Source organism: Labrys okinawensis, from assembly GCF_002982075.1.
Classification (GTDB): Bacteria; Pseudomonadota; Alphaproteobacteria; order Rhizobiales; family Labraceae; genus Labrys; species Labrys okinawensis_A.
In genome coordinates, this window is record NZ_PUEJ01000002.1 from 56,299 (window position 1) to 72,767 (window position 16,469).

The following is a 16,469-nucleotide window of genomic DNA, read 5'->3' on the forward strand; positions in this document are numbered from 1 at the left end:
GATGAGCCTGTCTCAAAACTCGCAACACGGCCCAGCATAGCTCCGCCTGTGTCGTGCCGGGGCTCGTTCCGGGCATCCAGATACAGCAACCCATCGAGACTGGGCCCCCCCGATCACGGGGACAAGGCCGGTGATGACAAAAAGTCGAGGTTCCCCCGATTTTCGATCAAGCCCCGAAGACCGAGCCCTGCTCACGCCACGGCGCTGGCCAGCTCGCCGAAGCGGGACACCAGCGCCCGGGCGACCGCCTCCTTGTCCATGTCGGGCCAGGTCTCGATGCCCGAGGCCGATACCAGATGAACGCGGTTGCGGTCCCCGCCCATCACGCCGCTCTCCGGCGAGACGTCGTTGGCAACGATGAGATCGCAGCCCTTGCGGGCAAGCTTGGCCTTGGCATGCTCGACGACATGCTCGGTCTCCGCCGCGAAGCCGACGACCAAGGAGGGCCGGCGCGCCTTGTCCCGCGCGATGGTGGCGAGAATGTCGGGGTTCTCCACCAATGCGAAATCAGGCGTACCCTCGGCGCCCTTCTTGATCTTCTGCGCACCGGCATCGGCCACGCGCCAATCGGCCACGGCCGCCGCAAAGATGGCGATGTCGGCCGGCAGCGCGGTCCTGACGGCCTCCAGCATCTCGCGGGCCGTTTGCACCGGCACCAGCTTCACCCCCGGGGGCGGCAGTAGCGCGACCGGTCCCGACACCAGGGTGACGCGGGCGCCCGCGGCCAGGGCCGCCGCGGCAATGGCATAGCCCTGCTTGCCGGAGGAGCGGTTGGCGATGTAGCGCACGGGATCGATCGGCTCATGCGTCGGCCCGGCCGTCACCAGCACATGCTTGCCGGCGAGCGGCAGGGCCGGCAGCAGGCGCGTATCGGCGCTCACCGAGCCCGGCAGCGGAATGAAGGTCGGCCCCGCCAGGGCCTTCTCGATCGCGGCGACGATCTCCAGGGGTTCGGCAAGCCGCCCCGGCCCATATTCGCCGCAGGCCATTTCCCCGTCGTTCGGGCCGACAAAGAGCACGCCATCCTCGCGCAACCGGGCGATGTTGCGCTGGGTCGCCGGATGCAGCCACATCCGCACATTCATGGCCGGGGCGACCAGTACGCGCTTGTCGGTCGCCAGAAGCGTGGTGGAAGCAAGATCATTGGCGAGCCCCTGCACCATCTTCGCAAGCAGGTCGGCCGTCGCCGGCGCCACCACGAGCAGATCGGCATCGCGCGACATCTCGATATGGCCCATCTCGGCCTCGTCCGTCAGCGAGAACAGGTCGGTATAGACCTTGTCGCCGGTGAGGGCCGAGACGGAGAGCGGCGTGACGAAGGCCTCGCCGGCCTTGGTGAGGATGGCCCTGACATCGGCGCCGCGCTCGCGCAGGCGGCGGATCAGGTCGAGGCCCTTATAGGCCGCGATGCCGCCACCGATGATGAGAAGAATGCGCTTGCCGACGAGGGGAGTGGACATGGATCGATCCGCCTGAAGCCATTATCGCGTTGTGCTAGAGCAAAGCGCGTTCAAGCGTGAACGCTTATCTGCTCTATCTCGTTGTTTCGCTCGTCTTTGCGATTATGGGTGACTCCGTTCAATCGCAAAACGCTATAGAGCGTTTTTCTCGGGAACTGGGACGAAGGGCCTTCCATCGGAATTCACTGCGCTCCAGGACCTGCCGCACACACATAAATAGCGCAACCGGGGGATTCAATCGTTTCAGCGTTTGCCGGCCTGTGCCTCCATCCCGGCCGGATGGGCCAGCCAGGCGAACCGGTTCATGCCCGCATAGCGAATCGCATCGTTGCGCGGCTGGGACGGCATGCCCGCGAGGATGAGGCTGGCGATCCTGTCGTAGTCACCGTCGAAATGGTGTCCCCCCGGCACCTCGACCACCTGTACCTTCGCGGCATCGACATCGTTGCAGCCCGACCGCGCGCCTTCATCGGCGCCGTGGAAGCACTGGATATGGGGGCCATCGATGGCTGCGACGGCCGGGATGGTTGCCTTGCGTCCGCCGGCGACCTTCATGAAGCCGACGGCGTAGTCGGCTTCGCGGGAGAGACCGAGCAGCGAGACCTGGCGAATGCGCGCGCGCAGATCGTCGGACAGGTGGGCATAGATTGTGGCTGCGATATCGGCGCCGAAGGAATAGCCGACCAGGATAACCGGCCTGTCGGGGCCGATCGAGGCCGCCATCCTGTCGATCGCGGCCGCGACCTCTTCGGGAGACCGGCGATGGATGAAATAGGCCAGGCTGTTCAGGCCGATCGTGGTGACGCCGGCGCGGGCGAGCCCCTCGGCGATGCCGTCGTCGATGCCCCACCAGCCGCCGTTGCCCGACAGCAGGATCGCGACCGGCCCATCATTGCGCCGGCCCTTGATCAGGACGACCGGCAGATCGCGCAAGGATGCGGGCACATTGGCATCGTCGGGGGCGGCCAACCCACCCCAAACCCCACCGAAGGCCTGCGGAAACCAGCGCGGCAGGAGCTTGGCGTCGACGAAGACGCCGGCCGCGACGAGAAGGGTGAGAAAGGCGAAACGCCGCAATGTCAGGAAACGGGCCATGAGACGGCATCAACAGATGAACTGTCCGTTCCTGTGCCCGGAACATGGCGCGACGATGGCGGGCCGGACCCGCCGTGGACTTGAAGAACCGGCTTTTGCGCTCCATCGATTGATGGAGCGAAATCGGCGCTCCTGGAACCACCCCATTTGCCGACAAGAAGGATGTCGACCACGCTCCATCCAATCGATAGAGCTGAGAGGTCGACACTCCGCTTATCCGGCTCGATCAGCGCGGTGCCAGCACCATCACCATCTGGCGGCCTTCGAGCGAGGCATCGGATTCCACCTTGGCAATCAGGCCGGTGTCATCCTTGACGCGGTTGAGCAGGCGATAGCCGATCTCCTGATGCGCCATTTCACGACCACGGAAGCGCAGGGTGACCTTGACCTTGTCACCTTCCTCGAAGAAGCGCTTCATGGCCTTCATCTTGACGTCATAGTCATGATCGTCGATGGCCGGACGGAGCTTGATCTCCTTGATCTCGACCGTCTTCTGATTCTTGCGGGCCTCGGCGGCCTTCTTCTGCTCGTTGAACTTGAACTTGCCGTAGTCCATGATCTTGCAGACCGGGGGCTCGGCATTGGCAGCCACCTCGACCAGGTCCAATCCGGCATCATAGGCCATGGCGATCGCAGCCCTGGTGTCGGTGACACCGCGATTCTGCCCGTCCTGATCGATCAGCATGACTTCGCGGTTTCGAATCTCCTCATTGATGCGCGGCCCGTCCTTGGCGACCGGGGCGTTAGTCCTCATAGGGCGACGAATGGCGGTAAACTCCTCTACCATGAATGGATTTGGGCGAGCCGACGGCTCCGCGTCGAAGCCCGCGCCCGGATGCGGGAAGATGTTGCCGAAGCGCCCGGAAGTCAACGCTTTCATGTCCGCGGCGTAAAATTTAGATCACAAATCAGCCCGATAGATCGTCACGGGCTCGCCACGCGGCGAATATTTCGAGGCTTCTGGCTCACTCGTCTTTCAGCTTGCGGCTCTTCACCAGAAGCTCGGCATAGACATCGAGCGTGGCGTTGCACATCACGTCCAGCGAGAAATGCGCCTCGACATGCGCGCGGGCTCGCGCCGCAAGGCCATCGCGGGCCGAAGCGCCCAGGGTCAGCGCCTCGTGCAGGGCCTCCGCCAGGGCCTCGGCATCGCCCACAGGCGTGCGCCAGCCCGTGCGCAGATTGCCGACGATCTCGGGCGGAGCCAGCACGGTTTCGGAGGTGGCGCCATGGTCGGCCACCACCACCGGGCAGCCCATCGCCTGCGCTTCCACCGCCGTGCGCCCGAAGGCCTCGGGGCTGGTGGAAGGGATCGCGACCGCCGCGGCGGAGAGATAGGCGGCCGGCATGTCGCTGCAATGGCCGACGCGCAGCACCAGCCCCTTGAGGCCCCGCTCGGCGATACGCGCCTCGAGTTCGGCAACGTAGCCGTCCCGGCCCTGGGCATCCCCGGCCAGGACGAAGACCGTGTCCTCGATGCCCTTCTGCTTGAGGATGGCGGCGGCATCGATCAGCACGCGCTGGCCCTTCCAGCCGGTGAGACGGCCGGGCAGCAGCACGATGCGCTGATGCGGCGCCACGTTCCAGGTCCGGCGCAGCGTCTCCACGCGCTCGAACGACACGGCAGAGGGAGTGAAGGCCGTCAGGTCGGTGCCACGATGGATGACGCGCAGGCGTTCAGCCGCCTCCGGCCAGTTTTCCTTGATGGTGGCGGCGGTGAAATTCGAATTTGCGATGACGACGTCGGCCTGCGCCATTACGCCATTATAACGCTTCTTCAGCTCCGAACTCGCCGAATAGGCACCGTGATAGGTGGTCACGAAGGGCAGGTTGAGCTTCTTGGTGGCGAGACGGGCCGACCAGGCCGGCGCCCGCGAGCGGGCATGGATGAGGTCGACCTTCTCCTCGCGCACCAGGCGTTCGAGCCGCCGGGCATTGCCCCAGATGCGCAGCGGATTCTTGGTCGAGGCATTGAACGGGATCCAGAGCCCGCCACGGGCCTGCAACTCGCCGACGAGCCGGCCGCCTTCGGTGGCAACCAGGGCACGGGCTCCCGCCCGCGTCAACGCATCGGCAATGTCGATGGTGGTGCGCTCGGCGCCTCCCGCATCCAGGGCCGGAATGATCTGCAGCACGGTGACGCCGGCAAAGCGTTCCTCTTTCGGCCGGCGGCCGATCGGGCGAGCTTTGGACGAGATATCGGACATGGGTGCAGATTTTTCCGGCTTGGTTCAGCGTGGGGATGGCGGTCGGCAATGGACCCGAAGCATCATGCAATTTGACGGAATCACTTCAAACCGCAAAACGTTTGGCCCCTGACATCCTCTATAGAGCGCCCCATGTTCTAAATGAAAGGTGATACGGCCCAGGAATTTCGGGCCTAACCCGTATATTTTTTCGGGCGTCCCTCCAGAACGCGCCGTCGCACCAGCAAGAGGAAATGATCGGATGACCAGCAACCCCGCCATGATCAGCGTCGGCGAAGGCCCGTCCAGCCGAACCATTGCCTGGCGTCACCAGCCGGGACGCGGCCCGGATGTGGTTTGGCTCGGCGGCTTCCGCTCCGACATGCAGGCAACCAAGGCCAGTTTTCTTGCCGAATGGGGCACGCGTCACCTGAGGGCGGTCACACGATTCGACTATTCCGGCCATGGCGAATCAGGCGGACGCTTCGAGGACGGCACCATCGGCTCCTGGCTCGAGGACGCGCTGGCCGTGATCCGCGAGGGCGTCAAGACGCCGCCGATCCTGGTCGGGTCCTCGATGGGCGGCTGGATCGCCCTGCTGGCCGCGCAGGCCCTGGCCGGTACGCCGCTGGCGCCGGCCGGCATGGTGCTGATCGCTCCCGCCGCCGATTTTACCGAGCGGCTGATGTGGGACCGGTTTCCCGACGCAGTGAAGCGCGAGATCATGGACAAGGGGGCCTGGCTGCGCCCGTCCGACTATTCGCCCGAGCCCTACCCGATCACCCGGGCACTGATCGAGGAAGGCCGCAACCATCTTCTTCTCGGCGACATGGTGAAAACCGGCTGCCCCGTACATATCTTGCAGGGGATGGAAGATCCGGACGTGCCCTGGCAGCATGCCATGGCGCTGGTCGAGAGCCTGGCCGAGGACGATGTTACGGTGACGCTGATCAAGGATGGCGACCATCGCCTGTCCCGGCCGCAGGATCTCGACAAGCTGGTGGAGGCGGTGGAGGGCATTGCGCCCAAATCGCAGCTTCTCCTATAATTGAGAGGTCCTGACCGGCCTTGACCCGGTTGCTGGAGCGGAGAGAAAGATGTTCATTCAGACCGAGGCGACGCCGAATCCCTCGACCCTCAAATTCCTGCCCGGCCGCGAAGTGCTGCCCGAAGGCACCACGCTGCACATGACGAATGCCGCCGAAGGCGCGCAATCGCCGCTCGCGCAGAAGCTCTTCTCGATCGAGGGCGTCGCCGGCGTGTTCTTCGGCTCGGACTTCATCACCATCACCCGCTCGGGCGTGGAATGGCAGCACCTCAAGCCCGCCGTGCTCGGCGCGATCATGGAGCATTACCTCTCCGGCGTGCCGATCCTCAATGCGGACGTCGCGCCGCTGGAGGAAGGCGAGGAGTTCTTCGACGAGGCGGACGAGGACACGGTCGAGACGATCAAGGATCTGCTTGAGACCCGCGTGCGCCCGGCCGTGGCGGCCGATGGCGGTGACATCACCTTCCGCGGCTATCGCGAAGGCGTGGTCTATCTCGCCATGAAGGGCGCCTGCTCGGGCTGCCCCTCCTCCACGGCCACGCTGCGCAACGGCATCCAGAACCTGCTGCGCCATTTCGTGCCCGAGGTTCAGGAAGTCCGCGCCGCCTGAGGCGATAGAAGGTCGGCAAGGGCGGCGGTGCGCCGCCTTCATGAATGTTTAAGGCGACAGGTGCTTAATCCCCTCGGGGGGGCCGGAGTTCGCTACGGCCATGCGCCTGCTGCTATCCATATTCTTTACGAGTGCCCTGTTCGGCACGGTCCAGGCCCAATCTGCGCCGCTGACGGAGTGGCGTCTGGTTGAGATGTTCGATGCGCGCCTCCTCCGGGACGGCTTGGACCCGATCCGTGCCTGTCGGGGGAAGGACGGGGAGTCCCATGCCTGCACGTTCGACGACACCGAATATCTGACGACGATCAGGCCGGGGGCCGATGTCACCGGTTCGATCGGCGCCTCCCGTTCGCCCACTTCGATGACCATCGTCCTCGCCGGCAATGCGATCGATTCGATCGGCCTGGTCGGTGACCGGGCCAGCCCGGCGGACCTCATCAATTTCACTGCCCATCTCGAAAGCCTGCTGCACACGATCGGGCCGGAGAAGAGTGACTACGACATCGAGCAGGACATGCTCGATCTCGGCGTGATGCGCGGCGATGCCGATGGCGACATCGGCAGGGCCCGGGTCGTCAGCGAAAGCTTCGCCACCATCCGCTGTCTCAATCAGCGCCTCGTCGCGAGTGCCGGCATCGCCTGCACGATCACGATGAGGCCAGCCGGCTGAGTTCCGTCATGCAGCCATCGCGCGGCCGATCGGAAAACGGGCATTTCCGGAACGCCTGCCCGTTTCCCCTGAAGCGGAACGTTCTATTCCCATTCGAAATAGTCTGGATGGGTACGGCGCCATTCCGCCACCCGCTCGCGATGGGCCCCGATCATTTCGCCGAACTGGACGCAGGCCCGGCGATCGCCCCTGTCGCAGCCGGCATGCAGACGATCGAGGCGGTCGATATAGGGATCATAGGCCACCGGGGCCGCTTCATAGACCGGCGCCGGCCGCGGCGGCGGCGCGGGGCGATCGGCCAGTGCCTGGCCGAGCAGGACGCCGCCGACCGCACCAAGGGCTGCGCCACCCACGAAGGCGCCGGTGCGACCGTCGCCTGCAGAGGCCGGCGTGATCGCCAATGCTGTCGTCACGCAGAGCATTGCGGCTGAAAGGCAGATCTTCATCGTCATTGCAACGGAAACTCCGATTTGATTACCCCAGCTATAACAGTAAAATATCACGGACCGCCTTAAGACCAGATGAACAACAATGGTTTATTTTGAATATTCACCTCTAAGGAATCAGTAATTCCTGCGACAAGCAGGCCCAATTCAGCCACAATCGTGAATCGGCTGACTGACATCATAACCCCGGCGCCATTCCGGCGCACATCGAGACCGGCTTCTGGGCTGGCATCTTGCCAATGGGCACCAACCGAAGGGCCGGGCCAGATGATCAGGTTGAAGACCAGGCCGGACGTGCATGCCCGCGCTCTGGTCAACTCAAGGGAGTTGACGATATCCCTTATAGCGTTCTGCGATTAGACGGGGTCACCTAGAATCGCAAAGACGCGTCAGAACAATGAGTTGGAGCAAATAAGCGTTCACGCCTGAACGCGCTTTGCTCTAGGAGGGAGAGGGGTGGCTGGCGCCGCGCCTCTCAATCGGCGACACGGCCGCGACATCCGCCGGCAGCACGACCGCCCGGGGCCACGGTTGCGCACCATCGCCGCCCATCGGGACAGCGACAGTATCGGCGAGCTGTCCGGCGCCATCTCGGCAGAGCGACGACTTAAAAAAGGTCGAATATTCTTAAAATATTCTGACCGGACACCTATCTGAGCTTTATTGAACAGTTCTGTCTATTAGAATATGCATATGATTTGCCTTTCTGCCGTAAAGGTAGTAGGCAAGCACCCCAGCGACAAAAAATACTTTTCAATTTGGCCGAAGAAAGCCTCCTGCCCCAAGTAGAGGCATGACTCAAAAAGAGAAAACCGCCGAGGAAAGCCAGCAGTCCGGCAGTTCCCGCCCCGCCCGCCTTCTGGACGTTGCACGCCTTGCCAAGGTTTCCCGCGCCACCGCGGCCCGCGCCCTCGGCGGCTACGGCCTGGTGACCGAGGAGACCCGGGAACGCGTCGCGGCGGCCGCCCGGGCGTTGAACTACCGGCTCAATGAGGCGGCCCGGGCCATGCGCGCGGGCCGCACCCAGGTCATCGGTGTCGTCCTTGCAGACATCAGCAATTCCTTTTTTGCCAGCGCGGCCCGGGCGATCATCGATACCTGCGCCTCGCTGGGATATCAGACCCTGATCGTGAATACGGACGACGATCTGAAGACCGAGATCGAGGCGGTGCAGACGCTGACGGAGAAGCGTGTTGCCGGCATGATCGTCGTGCCCTCCTCGCCCGACCACAACGAGCATCTGCAGAAGGCCGGTGCCGGCGAGGGACGCATGGTACTGCTCGATCGCCGCATTGCCGACATCCCGGTGAGCACCGTAACCACGGATGATCGCGGCGGCGCGCGCGAGGCCGTGGAATTGTTCATCGCGCGCGGACATACCCGCATCGGCCTGGTGGTCCTCACGGCCGCCGCCACCTCGCAACGCCAGAGCGAACCGCGAGGGGCCGTCTCCAGCGCCCGAGACCGTGTTCTAGGCGCGAGGGAGGCGCTGGAGGCAGCCGGCCTCGACCTGCCGAAGGCCTGGTTGCGCTACACGCCAAACAATCCCCGGATGATCATCGACGCCGTGACATCGATTCTGCGCGCCGAACCCCGGCCCACCGCGATTCTGGCGACCTGCGAGGAAATCGCCATTGGCGTGCTGGCCGCCTGCCGGGCCCTGAACCTGGTGGTGGGACGGGATGTCGCCCTCGTCAGCTTCGACGAATCGCCCTGGTCCGGCGCCCTCACGCCGGCCATCTCGGTGGTACAGCGCCCGATCTATGAAATGGGTCGCGCCGCCGTCAATTTGTTGGTTCGGCAGATCCAGGGTGGCGAGGCTGGCAGGGATGTCGAGATGCCGACCATCCTGATCGATCGGGAGTCCGTCTTCGATCTCGCGCCTTGATCGCCGAGCCTCCATTGACAGTCTCATTTTCTCGTGCATCAATTTAAATGTATTATTTTATAATAAAATGAGATCGATCTCATTCATGAGGAGGAAGTCATGAGGGGTTTGAAATGCCTCGCCGGCATCGCCATGGCCGGTGCGGCGCTGGTCATGGGCGCATCGCTCCCCGCCCAGGCCAAGGAGGTCAGGGCAGTCGGCATATCCGTGGGATCGCTCGGCAATCCCGGCTTCGTGATCATCGCCAACACCGCGACCAGGATCATCAAGAAGGCCTATCCCCAGGCGCAGGTGACCACCGTCGGTTACGACTACGATCTCGGCAAGCAGGTCAACCAGATCGACAATTTCATCGCGGCCGGCGCCGATTTCATCCTGCTCAACCCCGGCGATCCCAAGGCGATCACGCCGGCGATCAAGAAGGCGCAGGCTGCGGGCGTCCCGGTCATCGCCTTCGACACCGGCGCCGAGGGCGCCGATGCCATCGTGATGACCGACAACATCATGGCCGGCAGCATTTCCTGCCAGTATATCGCCGACAGGCTGAAGGGCGCCGGCAATGTCGTCATCCAGAATGGGCCGCAAGTCTCCTCAGTGATCGATCGCGTGGTGGGCTGCAAGCAGGTCCTGGCCAAATATCCCGACATCAAGATCCTGTCGGACGACCAGGACGGCAAGGGATCGCGCGACGGCGGCATGGCGGTAGCGCAGGGCTACCTGACCCGCTTCCCCAAGATCGACGCGATCTTCACCATCAACGATCCGCAGGCCATCGGTACCGCGCTCGCCGCCAAGCAGGCGGGCCGCAGCGAGTTCTTCATCACCTCGGTCGATGGTTCGCCCGATATCGAGGCTGCCCTTAAGGACCCGGCCCTGGACATGATCAAGGCCTCGGCGAGCCAGGATTTCTACGCCATTCCCAAGGTCTCGGCGCAGACTGCGATGGACCTGGTCAACGGCAAGAAGCCCGAGAAGCCCGTCATCCTGATTCCCTCCGCCCTGGTCACCCGCGAGAATGTCGGCGACTACAAGGGCTGGAATGCCAAGCACGACGACTGACGTCGCCGTCTGACGTAAGCTGGCCTCCTCCCGCCCTGGAGCAATCGGGTGAAAGCCCGCTGTCATCCCGGACGCACAGCAGCACGCAGTGATGCGGTGCAGATCCGGGATCGCAAGACGATAAAAGCGCTATTCCTATCTTGCGGTCCCGTGTCTGCGACGCGTTCCGCCGATTGTCCTCCCCAGCTCTCGAGCCTGGCGTCCATCACTGGCGACAGGCCCGAGGAGACTGTTTCAACTCCTGAAAGTACAGGCCATGCCCCCGCTCGACATGTCGACGCTCGCCTCGTTCGGTCCGACCGTGACCAAGCCTTCTTATGACCGTAGCCGGCTGCGGGCCGGGATCGTGCATTTCGGGGTCGGCAATTTTCACCGCGTGCACCAGGCCGTCGCCATCGAGGCCTGCCTGCATCATCCCGGGCAAGAGGATTGGGCGATCTGCGGCGTGGGCCTGACCAACGGCCCCACAGCGCGGGCCAAGGCCGAGGCCTATCGCCGGCAGGACAATCTCTACACGGTGACGCAGCTCACCTCCCCGGCACCGAAGGAAACGCAGATCGTCGGCGCGATGATCGATTATCTGCATGCCCCGGCGGGCCCGGACGCCGTGCTGGCCCGCCTCGCCGATCCCGCCACCCGCATCGTCTCGCTCACCATCACCGAAGGCGGCTACAATATCGACGAAGCCAGCGGTGCATTCCGCCTCGATACCCCCGATATTCGCCATGATCTCAGTGGTGGGCCGCCGCGGACGGTGTTCGGCTATATCGTGGCCGCGCTGGCGCGCCGGCGCCAGGCCGGCCTGCCGCCCTTCACCGTGATGTCCTGCGACAACCTTCCGCGCAATGGCGACACCTCGCGCCTTGCCGTGCTCGGCTTTGCCCGTGCCCTCGATCCCGACCTCGCCGACTGGATCGAGGCGAACGGCGCCTTCCCCAACTCGATGGTCGACCGCATCGCCCCGCAAGTGCCCGAGGACGAACGCCGGCGCATCACCGCCGGCATCGGCGTCGAGGATCTCGTCGCCGCCACCTGCGAACCCTATACGAGCTGGGTGGTGGAAGACCGTTTCTGCGCCGGCCGCCCCGAGCTCGAGCGGGCCGGCGTGGTGTTCAGCAGCCAAGTGCCGGCCTATGTCGCGGTGAAGGGCAGGCTCTCCAACGCCGCCCATATGCTGATGTGCTATCCGTCCCTGCTGATGGGGAGCCGCCTGGTCGACGAAGGCATGCGCCATCCCGACATTCCCCGCCTTCTCCACGCCTTCTGGGACCGCGACGCCCGCCGCCTCGTCGAGCCGCCAGCCGGCTATTCGACGCAAGCTTTCACCGACACGGTGATCGAGCGCTTCGCCAATCCCGCCATCAAGGACCAGCTTCTCCGGGTGGCCGGCGACGGCGCCTCCAAGATCGTGGTCTTCCACGGCAAGACGATCGGCCAGCTGATCGCCGAGGGCTCGGACCTTGGGCGCGAAGCCTTCCTGCTCGCCTGTTTTGCCCGCTATCTCGGCGGCGTGGATGATCGGGGTGTTGGCTTCGACATCTTCGAGCCGCGCATCGGCCAGGCCGATTGGCAGCGGCTGAAAAGCGGCGCCCCCCTGGCCGTGCTCGACATCGAGGCCTTTGCCGGTCTTGGCCTTCGCCAGAGCCCGGCCTTCGTCGCCGCTTACCAAATCCAGTCAAAATCATTGGCAAGCCAGGGAACAGCTGCAACATTGGCGCAACTGCTGCAATAACAGCGTGCAAACGGGGGCAGGATGAACCCAGGCCAGACGCATCCCTTCCTGGAAATGCGCAATGTTTCCAAGACGTTCGGCCGGGTTCAGGCCCTGAAGAACGTGTCGCTCGACGTCAAGCTCGGCGAAATCCACGCCCTGATGGGCGAGAACGGCGCCGGCAAGTCGACCCTGATGAAGATCCTCTCCGGCGCCTATACGCCGGATGAGGGCTCGGAAATCCTGATCGACGGGCAGAAGGTGGCGATCTCGGGCCCGATGGCGGCCAAGCAATTGGGGATCGCCATCATCTATCAGGAGCTCGCCCTCGCGCCCAATCTCACCGTGGCCGAGAACATCTATCTCGGCCGCGAGCCGAGCCGGGCCGGCCTGATCGACCGTGGCGCCATGGTCGCCGGCGTCGAAAGCGTGCTGCAGCGCCTCGGCGCCACCTTCAGTACGCGCGACAAGGTCGCCGAACTCTCCATCGCCGAACGCCAGCTGGTGGAGATCGCCCGCGCCGTCCACGCCCGCTCGCGCGTCTTGATCATGGACGAGCCCACCACCACCCTGTCCGAGCGCGAAACCGAGCGGCTGTTCGCCCTGGTGCGCCAGCTCAAGCAGGAAGGGCTCGCCATCGTCTATATCAGCCACCGCATGAAGGAGGTCTACGAGCTCTCCGACCGCGTCTCGGTGCTGCGCGACGGCACCTATGTCGGAACGCTGGACCGCGAGGCGATCACCCCCGCCGCGGTGGTGCGCATGATGGTGGGGCGCGACCTCTCCTCCTTCTACAAGAAGGAGCACGACGCCCATCAAAGCCGCGGCCGGATCATCTTCTCGGTGCGCGACATCGCCGATGGCAGGCGCATCCAGCCCTGCTCCTTCGACATCCACGAGGGCGAGGTGCTCGGCATCGCCGGCCTGGTCGGCGCCGGCCGCACCGAGCTTGCCCGCCTGATCTACGGCGCCGATGCGCGGATATCGGGCACCGTGGCGGTCGACGGCAAGCAGGTGAACATCCGCTCGCCGCAGGACGCCATTGAGGCCGGAATCGCCTATCTCACCGAGGACCGCAAGCTGCTCGGGCTGATGCTGGACATGTCGGTCGCCGAAAACATCAATCTGGGGGTGATCGCCCGCGACGCCCTGGCCGGCGGCTTCCTCAACCTCGCCAAGGGCCGCAAGCGCACGGCCGAAGCGATCCAGGCCACCGGCATCCGCACCGCCTCGCCCGACGCGCCGGTGGGCGGCCTCTCCGGCGGCAACCAGCAGAAGGTCCTGCTCTCGCGGCTGCTCGAAACCAAGCCGCGCGTGCTGATCCTGGACGAGCCGACCCGCGGCGTCGATATCGGCGCCAAATCGGAGATCTACCGCCTGATCGACCGCCTGGCCCGCGAAGGCGTCGGCGTGGCGGTGATCTCGTCCGAACTGCCCGAGATCGTCGGCATCTGCGACCGAGTCATCGTGATGCGCGAGGGCCATATTGCAGGGGAACTCGGCGGCGGGCCCGAGGCCGAAGCGGTCAGCCAGGAGAACATCATGGCCATCGCGACATCGGCCGCGAAGGATGCCGCATGACGCACCCGGCTTTTACGAGTCATCGAAGAATGAGTGAATCGCTGCCAGGCTGTCATCCCCGGCGAGCACGTCGCAAGCTTTGCTTGCGACTGGGAGGGAAGGGGATCCAGAGCCAAGGATCGAGCTCTTCAGCTCCTGGATTCCACTCACAAACAAAGCTTGTGAGGATACCTCGCCCTCTCTCGCTTCGCTCAAGAGCGGCTCTGCCGGGGATGACGGCAGCACTTATTGGGTTTCTCACCCATCGATCCCGCGCGATGACATACCGGCAAGACGAGGCGGCCCCCAAGACAGGCAGGACTGTGCGATGACATCCACCAACCCTTCCACCGCAGATACCGCCCGCCGCAAATTCGCCCTGTCAGCCACGCTGCGGGGCCTGGGCATGCTGCCCGCCCTCGTGCTGATCGCCATCCTGTTCCAGCTCCTGTCGGGCTATGTCGAATCCGGCGGCCTGTCCTGGGCCAGCGGGCGCTTCATGAGCTGGAACAATCTGTCGATCGTGGCCCAGCAGGCCTCGATCAACACCGTGCTCGCCGCCGGCATGACCTTCGTCATCCTCACCGGCGGTATCGACCTCTCGGTCGGCTCGGTGCTCGCGGCCTCGGCCATGATCGCCCTGATCGTCTCGCTGATCCCGGGCTGGGGCATGATGGGGCTGGTGGCCGCTTTGGTGACCGGCGGCCTGCTCGGCCTCGTCAATGGCGCGCTGATCGCCTTCATGCGCCTGCCGCCCTTCATCGTCACCCTCGGCTCGATGACGGCGGTGCGCGGCCTCGCCCGTCTGTTCGGCGAGGACAAGACGATCTTCAATCCCAGCCTGCCCTTCGCCTTCATCGGCAACGGCACGATCTTCGGGGTGCCTTGGCTGATGGTGATCGCGCTCGCCACGGTGGTGGTGTCCTGGCTGATCCTGCGCCGCACCGTGCTGGGCCTGCGCATCTACGCCATCGGCGGCAATGCCGAGGCCTCGCGGCTGTCGGGCATCAAGGTCTGGTCGATCCTGCTCATCGTCTATGGCATTTCCGGCCTGCTGGCAGGCCTCGGCGGGGCGATGTCCGCCGCCAAGCTCTATGCCGCCAACGGCTTGCAGCTCGGCCAGTCCTACGAGCTCGACGCCATCGCCGCCGTGATCCTCGGCGGCACCAGCTTCGTGGGCGGCATCGGCTCGATCTGGGGCACGCTCATCGGGGCCCTGATCATCGCCGTGCTTTCCAACGGCCTGATCCTGATCGGTGTTTCCGATATCTGGCAGTTCATCATCAAGGGTCTGGTGATCATCGGCGCCGTCGCCCTCGACCGCCTGCGCTCCTCCGGCAGCGCCCGCACCTGACCCGGCCGCCGGACCGCAAGCCTTCCCGCCTCCGTTGCACGCGCGACGGAGGCGGTTCTCGTTGAGGCGGTCGTCATGCCGGCTTCACCGATGGCCGGGATTCACGGCGCTCTCACGCGATTATGCTAAAGCATTCCGCCAGTGGACAGAGACACCTGGGAACCGCGAGGACGCGACGAAGCAAGGAGCTCGAGCAGGCAAGCGCTCAGCCAGGGGCCGGCATCGAGATGATCGAGCGAGGGGGGCGAAGGTGGACAAGCTCACAGGCGCGCAGGTCTCCGAACTGGCCAAGGCCCTGTCGACGACCGTCAATCTCGATGATCTCGGCAATTTCGTCTATGTGGCGACCGGCGACCAGCTCGAGGTCTACTGGACCGACGTCGCCAAGCCGCTGGTCTCCGTGCTGCGCGAATTGGTCATCCGCCTCGAACAGGAAGGTCAGACCGGCAATTTCCTCAAGGCGATCTATGTCGACCGCCCGCGTCGCGACGATATCCGCCAGCTCATCGCCCGGCTGGCGCCGGAAGCGGCGGCTGAAACCCTGACCAATCCCTATGACCTGGTGGTGCTGGACAAGGACAATCGCGGCACGCAGCCCAGCGCCGCGACCCTGGGCCCCGGCCTGCAGCGCAACATCAAGCCTCATTTGCGCATGCTCGATCCCGCCTTGTGGATCGCCGGAATGAACGATACGCTGCGCCGGGTCTGCCGCATCGAGATCGACGGCAGCCCGGCCGGCACCGGTTTCCTGGTCGGCCCACGGGCGGTTCTGACCAACTGGCATGTCGTCGAGGCGGTCGCCGGGCAGAACGGCCTGTCCGCCGTTTCCTGCCGTTTCGACTATGCGCGCAAGGCCGACGGTTCCTTCAACGAGGGCGAGGCGGCCGCGCTGTCCGGCACCGCGCTGCTGCACCATCGCCCCTACGCGCCGGCCGAAATGACCGCGGCGCCGGACGAGCCGCCCCCCTCGGCGACCGAGCTCGACTTTGCGCTGCTGGAGCTGGCCGGGAACACCGGCACCGAGCGCGGCTGGTTCGCCCTGCCGGGCCGGGACGACGCCCTGGGCCAAGGCTCGCCCCTGATCATCGCCCAGCATCCCCATGGGGGGCCGATCAAGCTGGCGATCGACACCGAGGCGATCCTGCCCACACCCGCTCCGCCGGGCCGGCCGAGGCTGCGCTATGCCACCAACACCGATCCGGGCTCTTCAGGCTCACCCTGCCTGAGCATGGAGTGGCAGCTTCTCGCCCTCCATCATTTCGGCGATCCGGCCTGGGGCGAGCCGACATTCAACCAGGGCGTCCCCGCGGGACTGATCCGGGCGGATATCGAGGCGGCCGGCCTCGGCGCCGCCATTCCGGCGGCCTGAGAAGGGGAACGGC

14 protein-coding genes are annotated in these 16,469 nt (G+C 65.0%); 9 read left to right on the forward strand and 5 right to left on the reverse strand.

Features of this window, described 5'->3' with window-relative positions:
• Positions 1–191: 191 nt before the first annotated feature.
• The 4 genes from coaBC to C5L14_RS03880 form a co-directional block, all read right to left on the reverse strand.
• Positions 192–1,460 carry a bifunctional phosphopantothenoylcysteine decarboxylase/phosphopantothenate--cysteine ligase CoaBC gene (gene coaBC, locus C5L14_RS03865; RefSeq protein WP_105860738.1) on the reverse strand — a complete coding sequence of 423 codons (1,269 nt, stop codon included), beginning with the start codon at positions 1,458–1,460 and terminating at the stop codon, positions 192–194.
• A gap of 243 nt (positions 1,461–1,703) precedes the next feature.
• Positions 1,704–2,555: an AcvB/VirJ family lysyl-phosphatidylglycerol hydrolase gene (locus tag C5L14_RS03870; protein ID WP_105860739.1), complete on the reverse strand. Its 852-nt coding sequence runs from the start codon at positions 2,553–2,555 to the stop codon at positions 1,704–1,706.
• Between the two features lie 226 nt (positions 2,556–2,781).
• Positions 2,782–3,321, reverse strand: a complete 540-nt coding sequence (gene infC / locus C5L14_RS03875) for a translation initiation factor IF-3 (RefSeq protein ID WP_428832605.1) — start codon at positions 3,319–3,321, stop codon at positions 2,782–2,784.
• Positions 3,322–3,520: 199 nt separating this feature from the next.
• Positions 3,521–4,762, reverse strand: a complete 1,242-nt coding sequence (locus C5L14_RS03880; protein WP_105860741.1) for a glycosyltransferase family 4 protein — start codon at positions 4,760–4,762, stop codon at positions 3,521–3,523.
• Between the two features lie 241 nt (positions 4,763–5,003).
• On the opposite strand from C5L14_RS03880, the gene C5L14_RS03885 reads away from it, so the two are divergent.
• The 3 genes from C5L14_RS03885 (at position 5,004) to C5L14_RS03895 (ending at position 7,069) form a co-directional block, all read left to right on the forward strand.
• Entirely contained in the window at positions 5,004–5,789 is a 786-nt protein-coding gene (locus C5L14_RS03885; protein ID WP_105860742.1) for an alpha/beta hydrolase, read from the forward strand.
• 49 nt (positions 5,790–5,838) lie between these two features.
• A complete protein-coding gene (locus tag C5L14_RS03890) occupies positions 5,839–6,399 on the forward strand; it encodes a NifU family protein (RefSeq protein ID WP_105860743.1) in 561 nt (186 codons plus the stop codon).
• Positions 6,400–6,499: 100 nt separating this feature from the next.
• Positions 6,500–7,069, forward strand: coding sequence for a hypothetical protein (locus C5L14_RS03895; protein ID WP_105860744.1), 570 nt, complete (start codon positions 6,500–6,502; stop codon positions 7,067–7,069).
• 83 nt (positions 7,070–7,152) lie between these two features.
• Here the strand turns inward: C5L14_RS03895 and C5L14_RS03900 are convergent, their stop codons facing one another.
• Positions 7,153–7,521, reverse strand: coding sequence for a hypothetical protein (locus C5L14_RS03900; RefSeq protein WP_105860745.1), 369 nt, complete (start codon positions 7,519–7,521; stop codon positions 7,153–7,155).
• Positions 7,522–8,308: 787 nt separating this feature from the next.
• Here C5L14_RS03900 and C5L14_RS03905 point away from each other — a divergent pair.
• The 6 genes from C5L14_RS03905 to C5L14_RS03930 all read left to right on the forward strand — a co-directional run bounded on the left by C5L14_RS03905 (position 8,309) and on the right by C5L14_RS03930 (position 16,456).
• Positions 8,309–9,403 (forward strand): LacI family DNA-binding transcriptional regulator, encoded by a 1,095-nt coding sequence (locus C5L14_RS03905; RefSeq protein ID WP_105860746.1) that lies wholly within the window; start codon positions 8,309–8,311, stop codon positions 9,401–9,403.
• Positions 9,404–9,502: 99 nt separating this feature from the next.
• Positions 9,503–10,462, forward strand: a complete 960-nt coding sequence (locus tag C5L14_RS03910) for an ABC transporter substrate-binding protein (RefSeq protein WP_105860747.1) — start codon at positions 9,503–9,505, stop codon at positions 10,460–10,462.
• A 256-nt stretch (positions 10,463–10,718) separates the two neighbouring features.
• Complete coding sequence (locus C5L14_RS03915; RefSeq protein WP_105860748.1) at positions 10,719–12,194, forward strand: mannitol dehydrogenase family protein; 1,476 nt, start codon at positions 10,719–10,721, stop codon at positions 12,192–12,194.
• A gap of 21 nt (positions 12,195–12,215) precedes the next feature.
• The gene (locus tag C5L14_RS03920) at positions 12,216–13,754 is read left to right on the forward strand and encodes a sugar ABC transporter ATP-binding protein (protein WP_105860749.1); all 1,539 of its coding nucleotides are present in this window, start codon (positions 12,216–12,218) and stop codon (positions 13,752–13,754) included.
• Positions 13,755–14,061: 307 nt separating this feature from the next.
• On the forward strand, positions 14,062–15,087 hold the full coding sequence (locus C5L14_RS03925; RefSeq protein ID WP_105860750.1) for an ABC transporter permease subunit: 1,026 nt from the start codon (positions 14,062–14,064) through the stop codon (positions 15,085–15,087).
• A gap of 250 nt (positions 15,088–15,337) precedes the next feature.
• Entirely contained in the window at positions 15,338–16,456 is a 1,119-nt protein-coding gene (locus C5L14_RS03930; protein ID WP_105860751.1) for a trypsin-like peptidase domain-containing protein, read from the forward strand.
• Positions 16,457–16,469 lie beyond the last annotated feature (13 nt).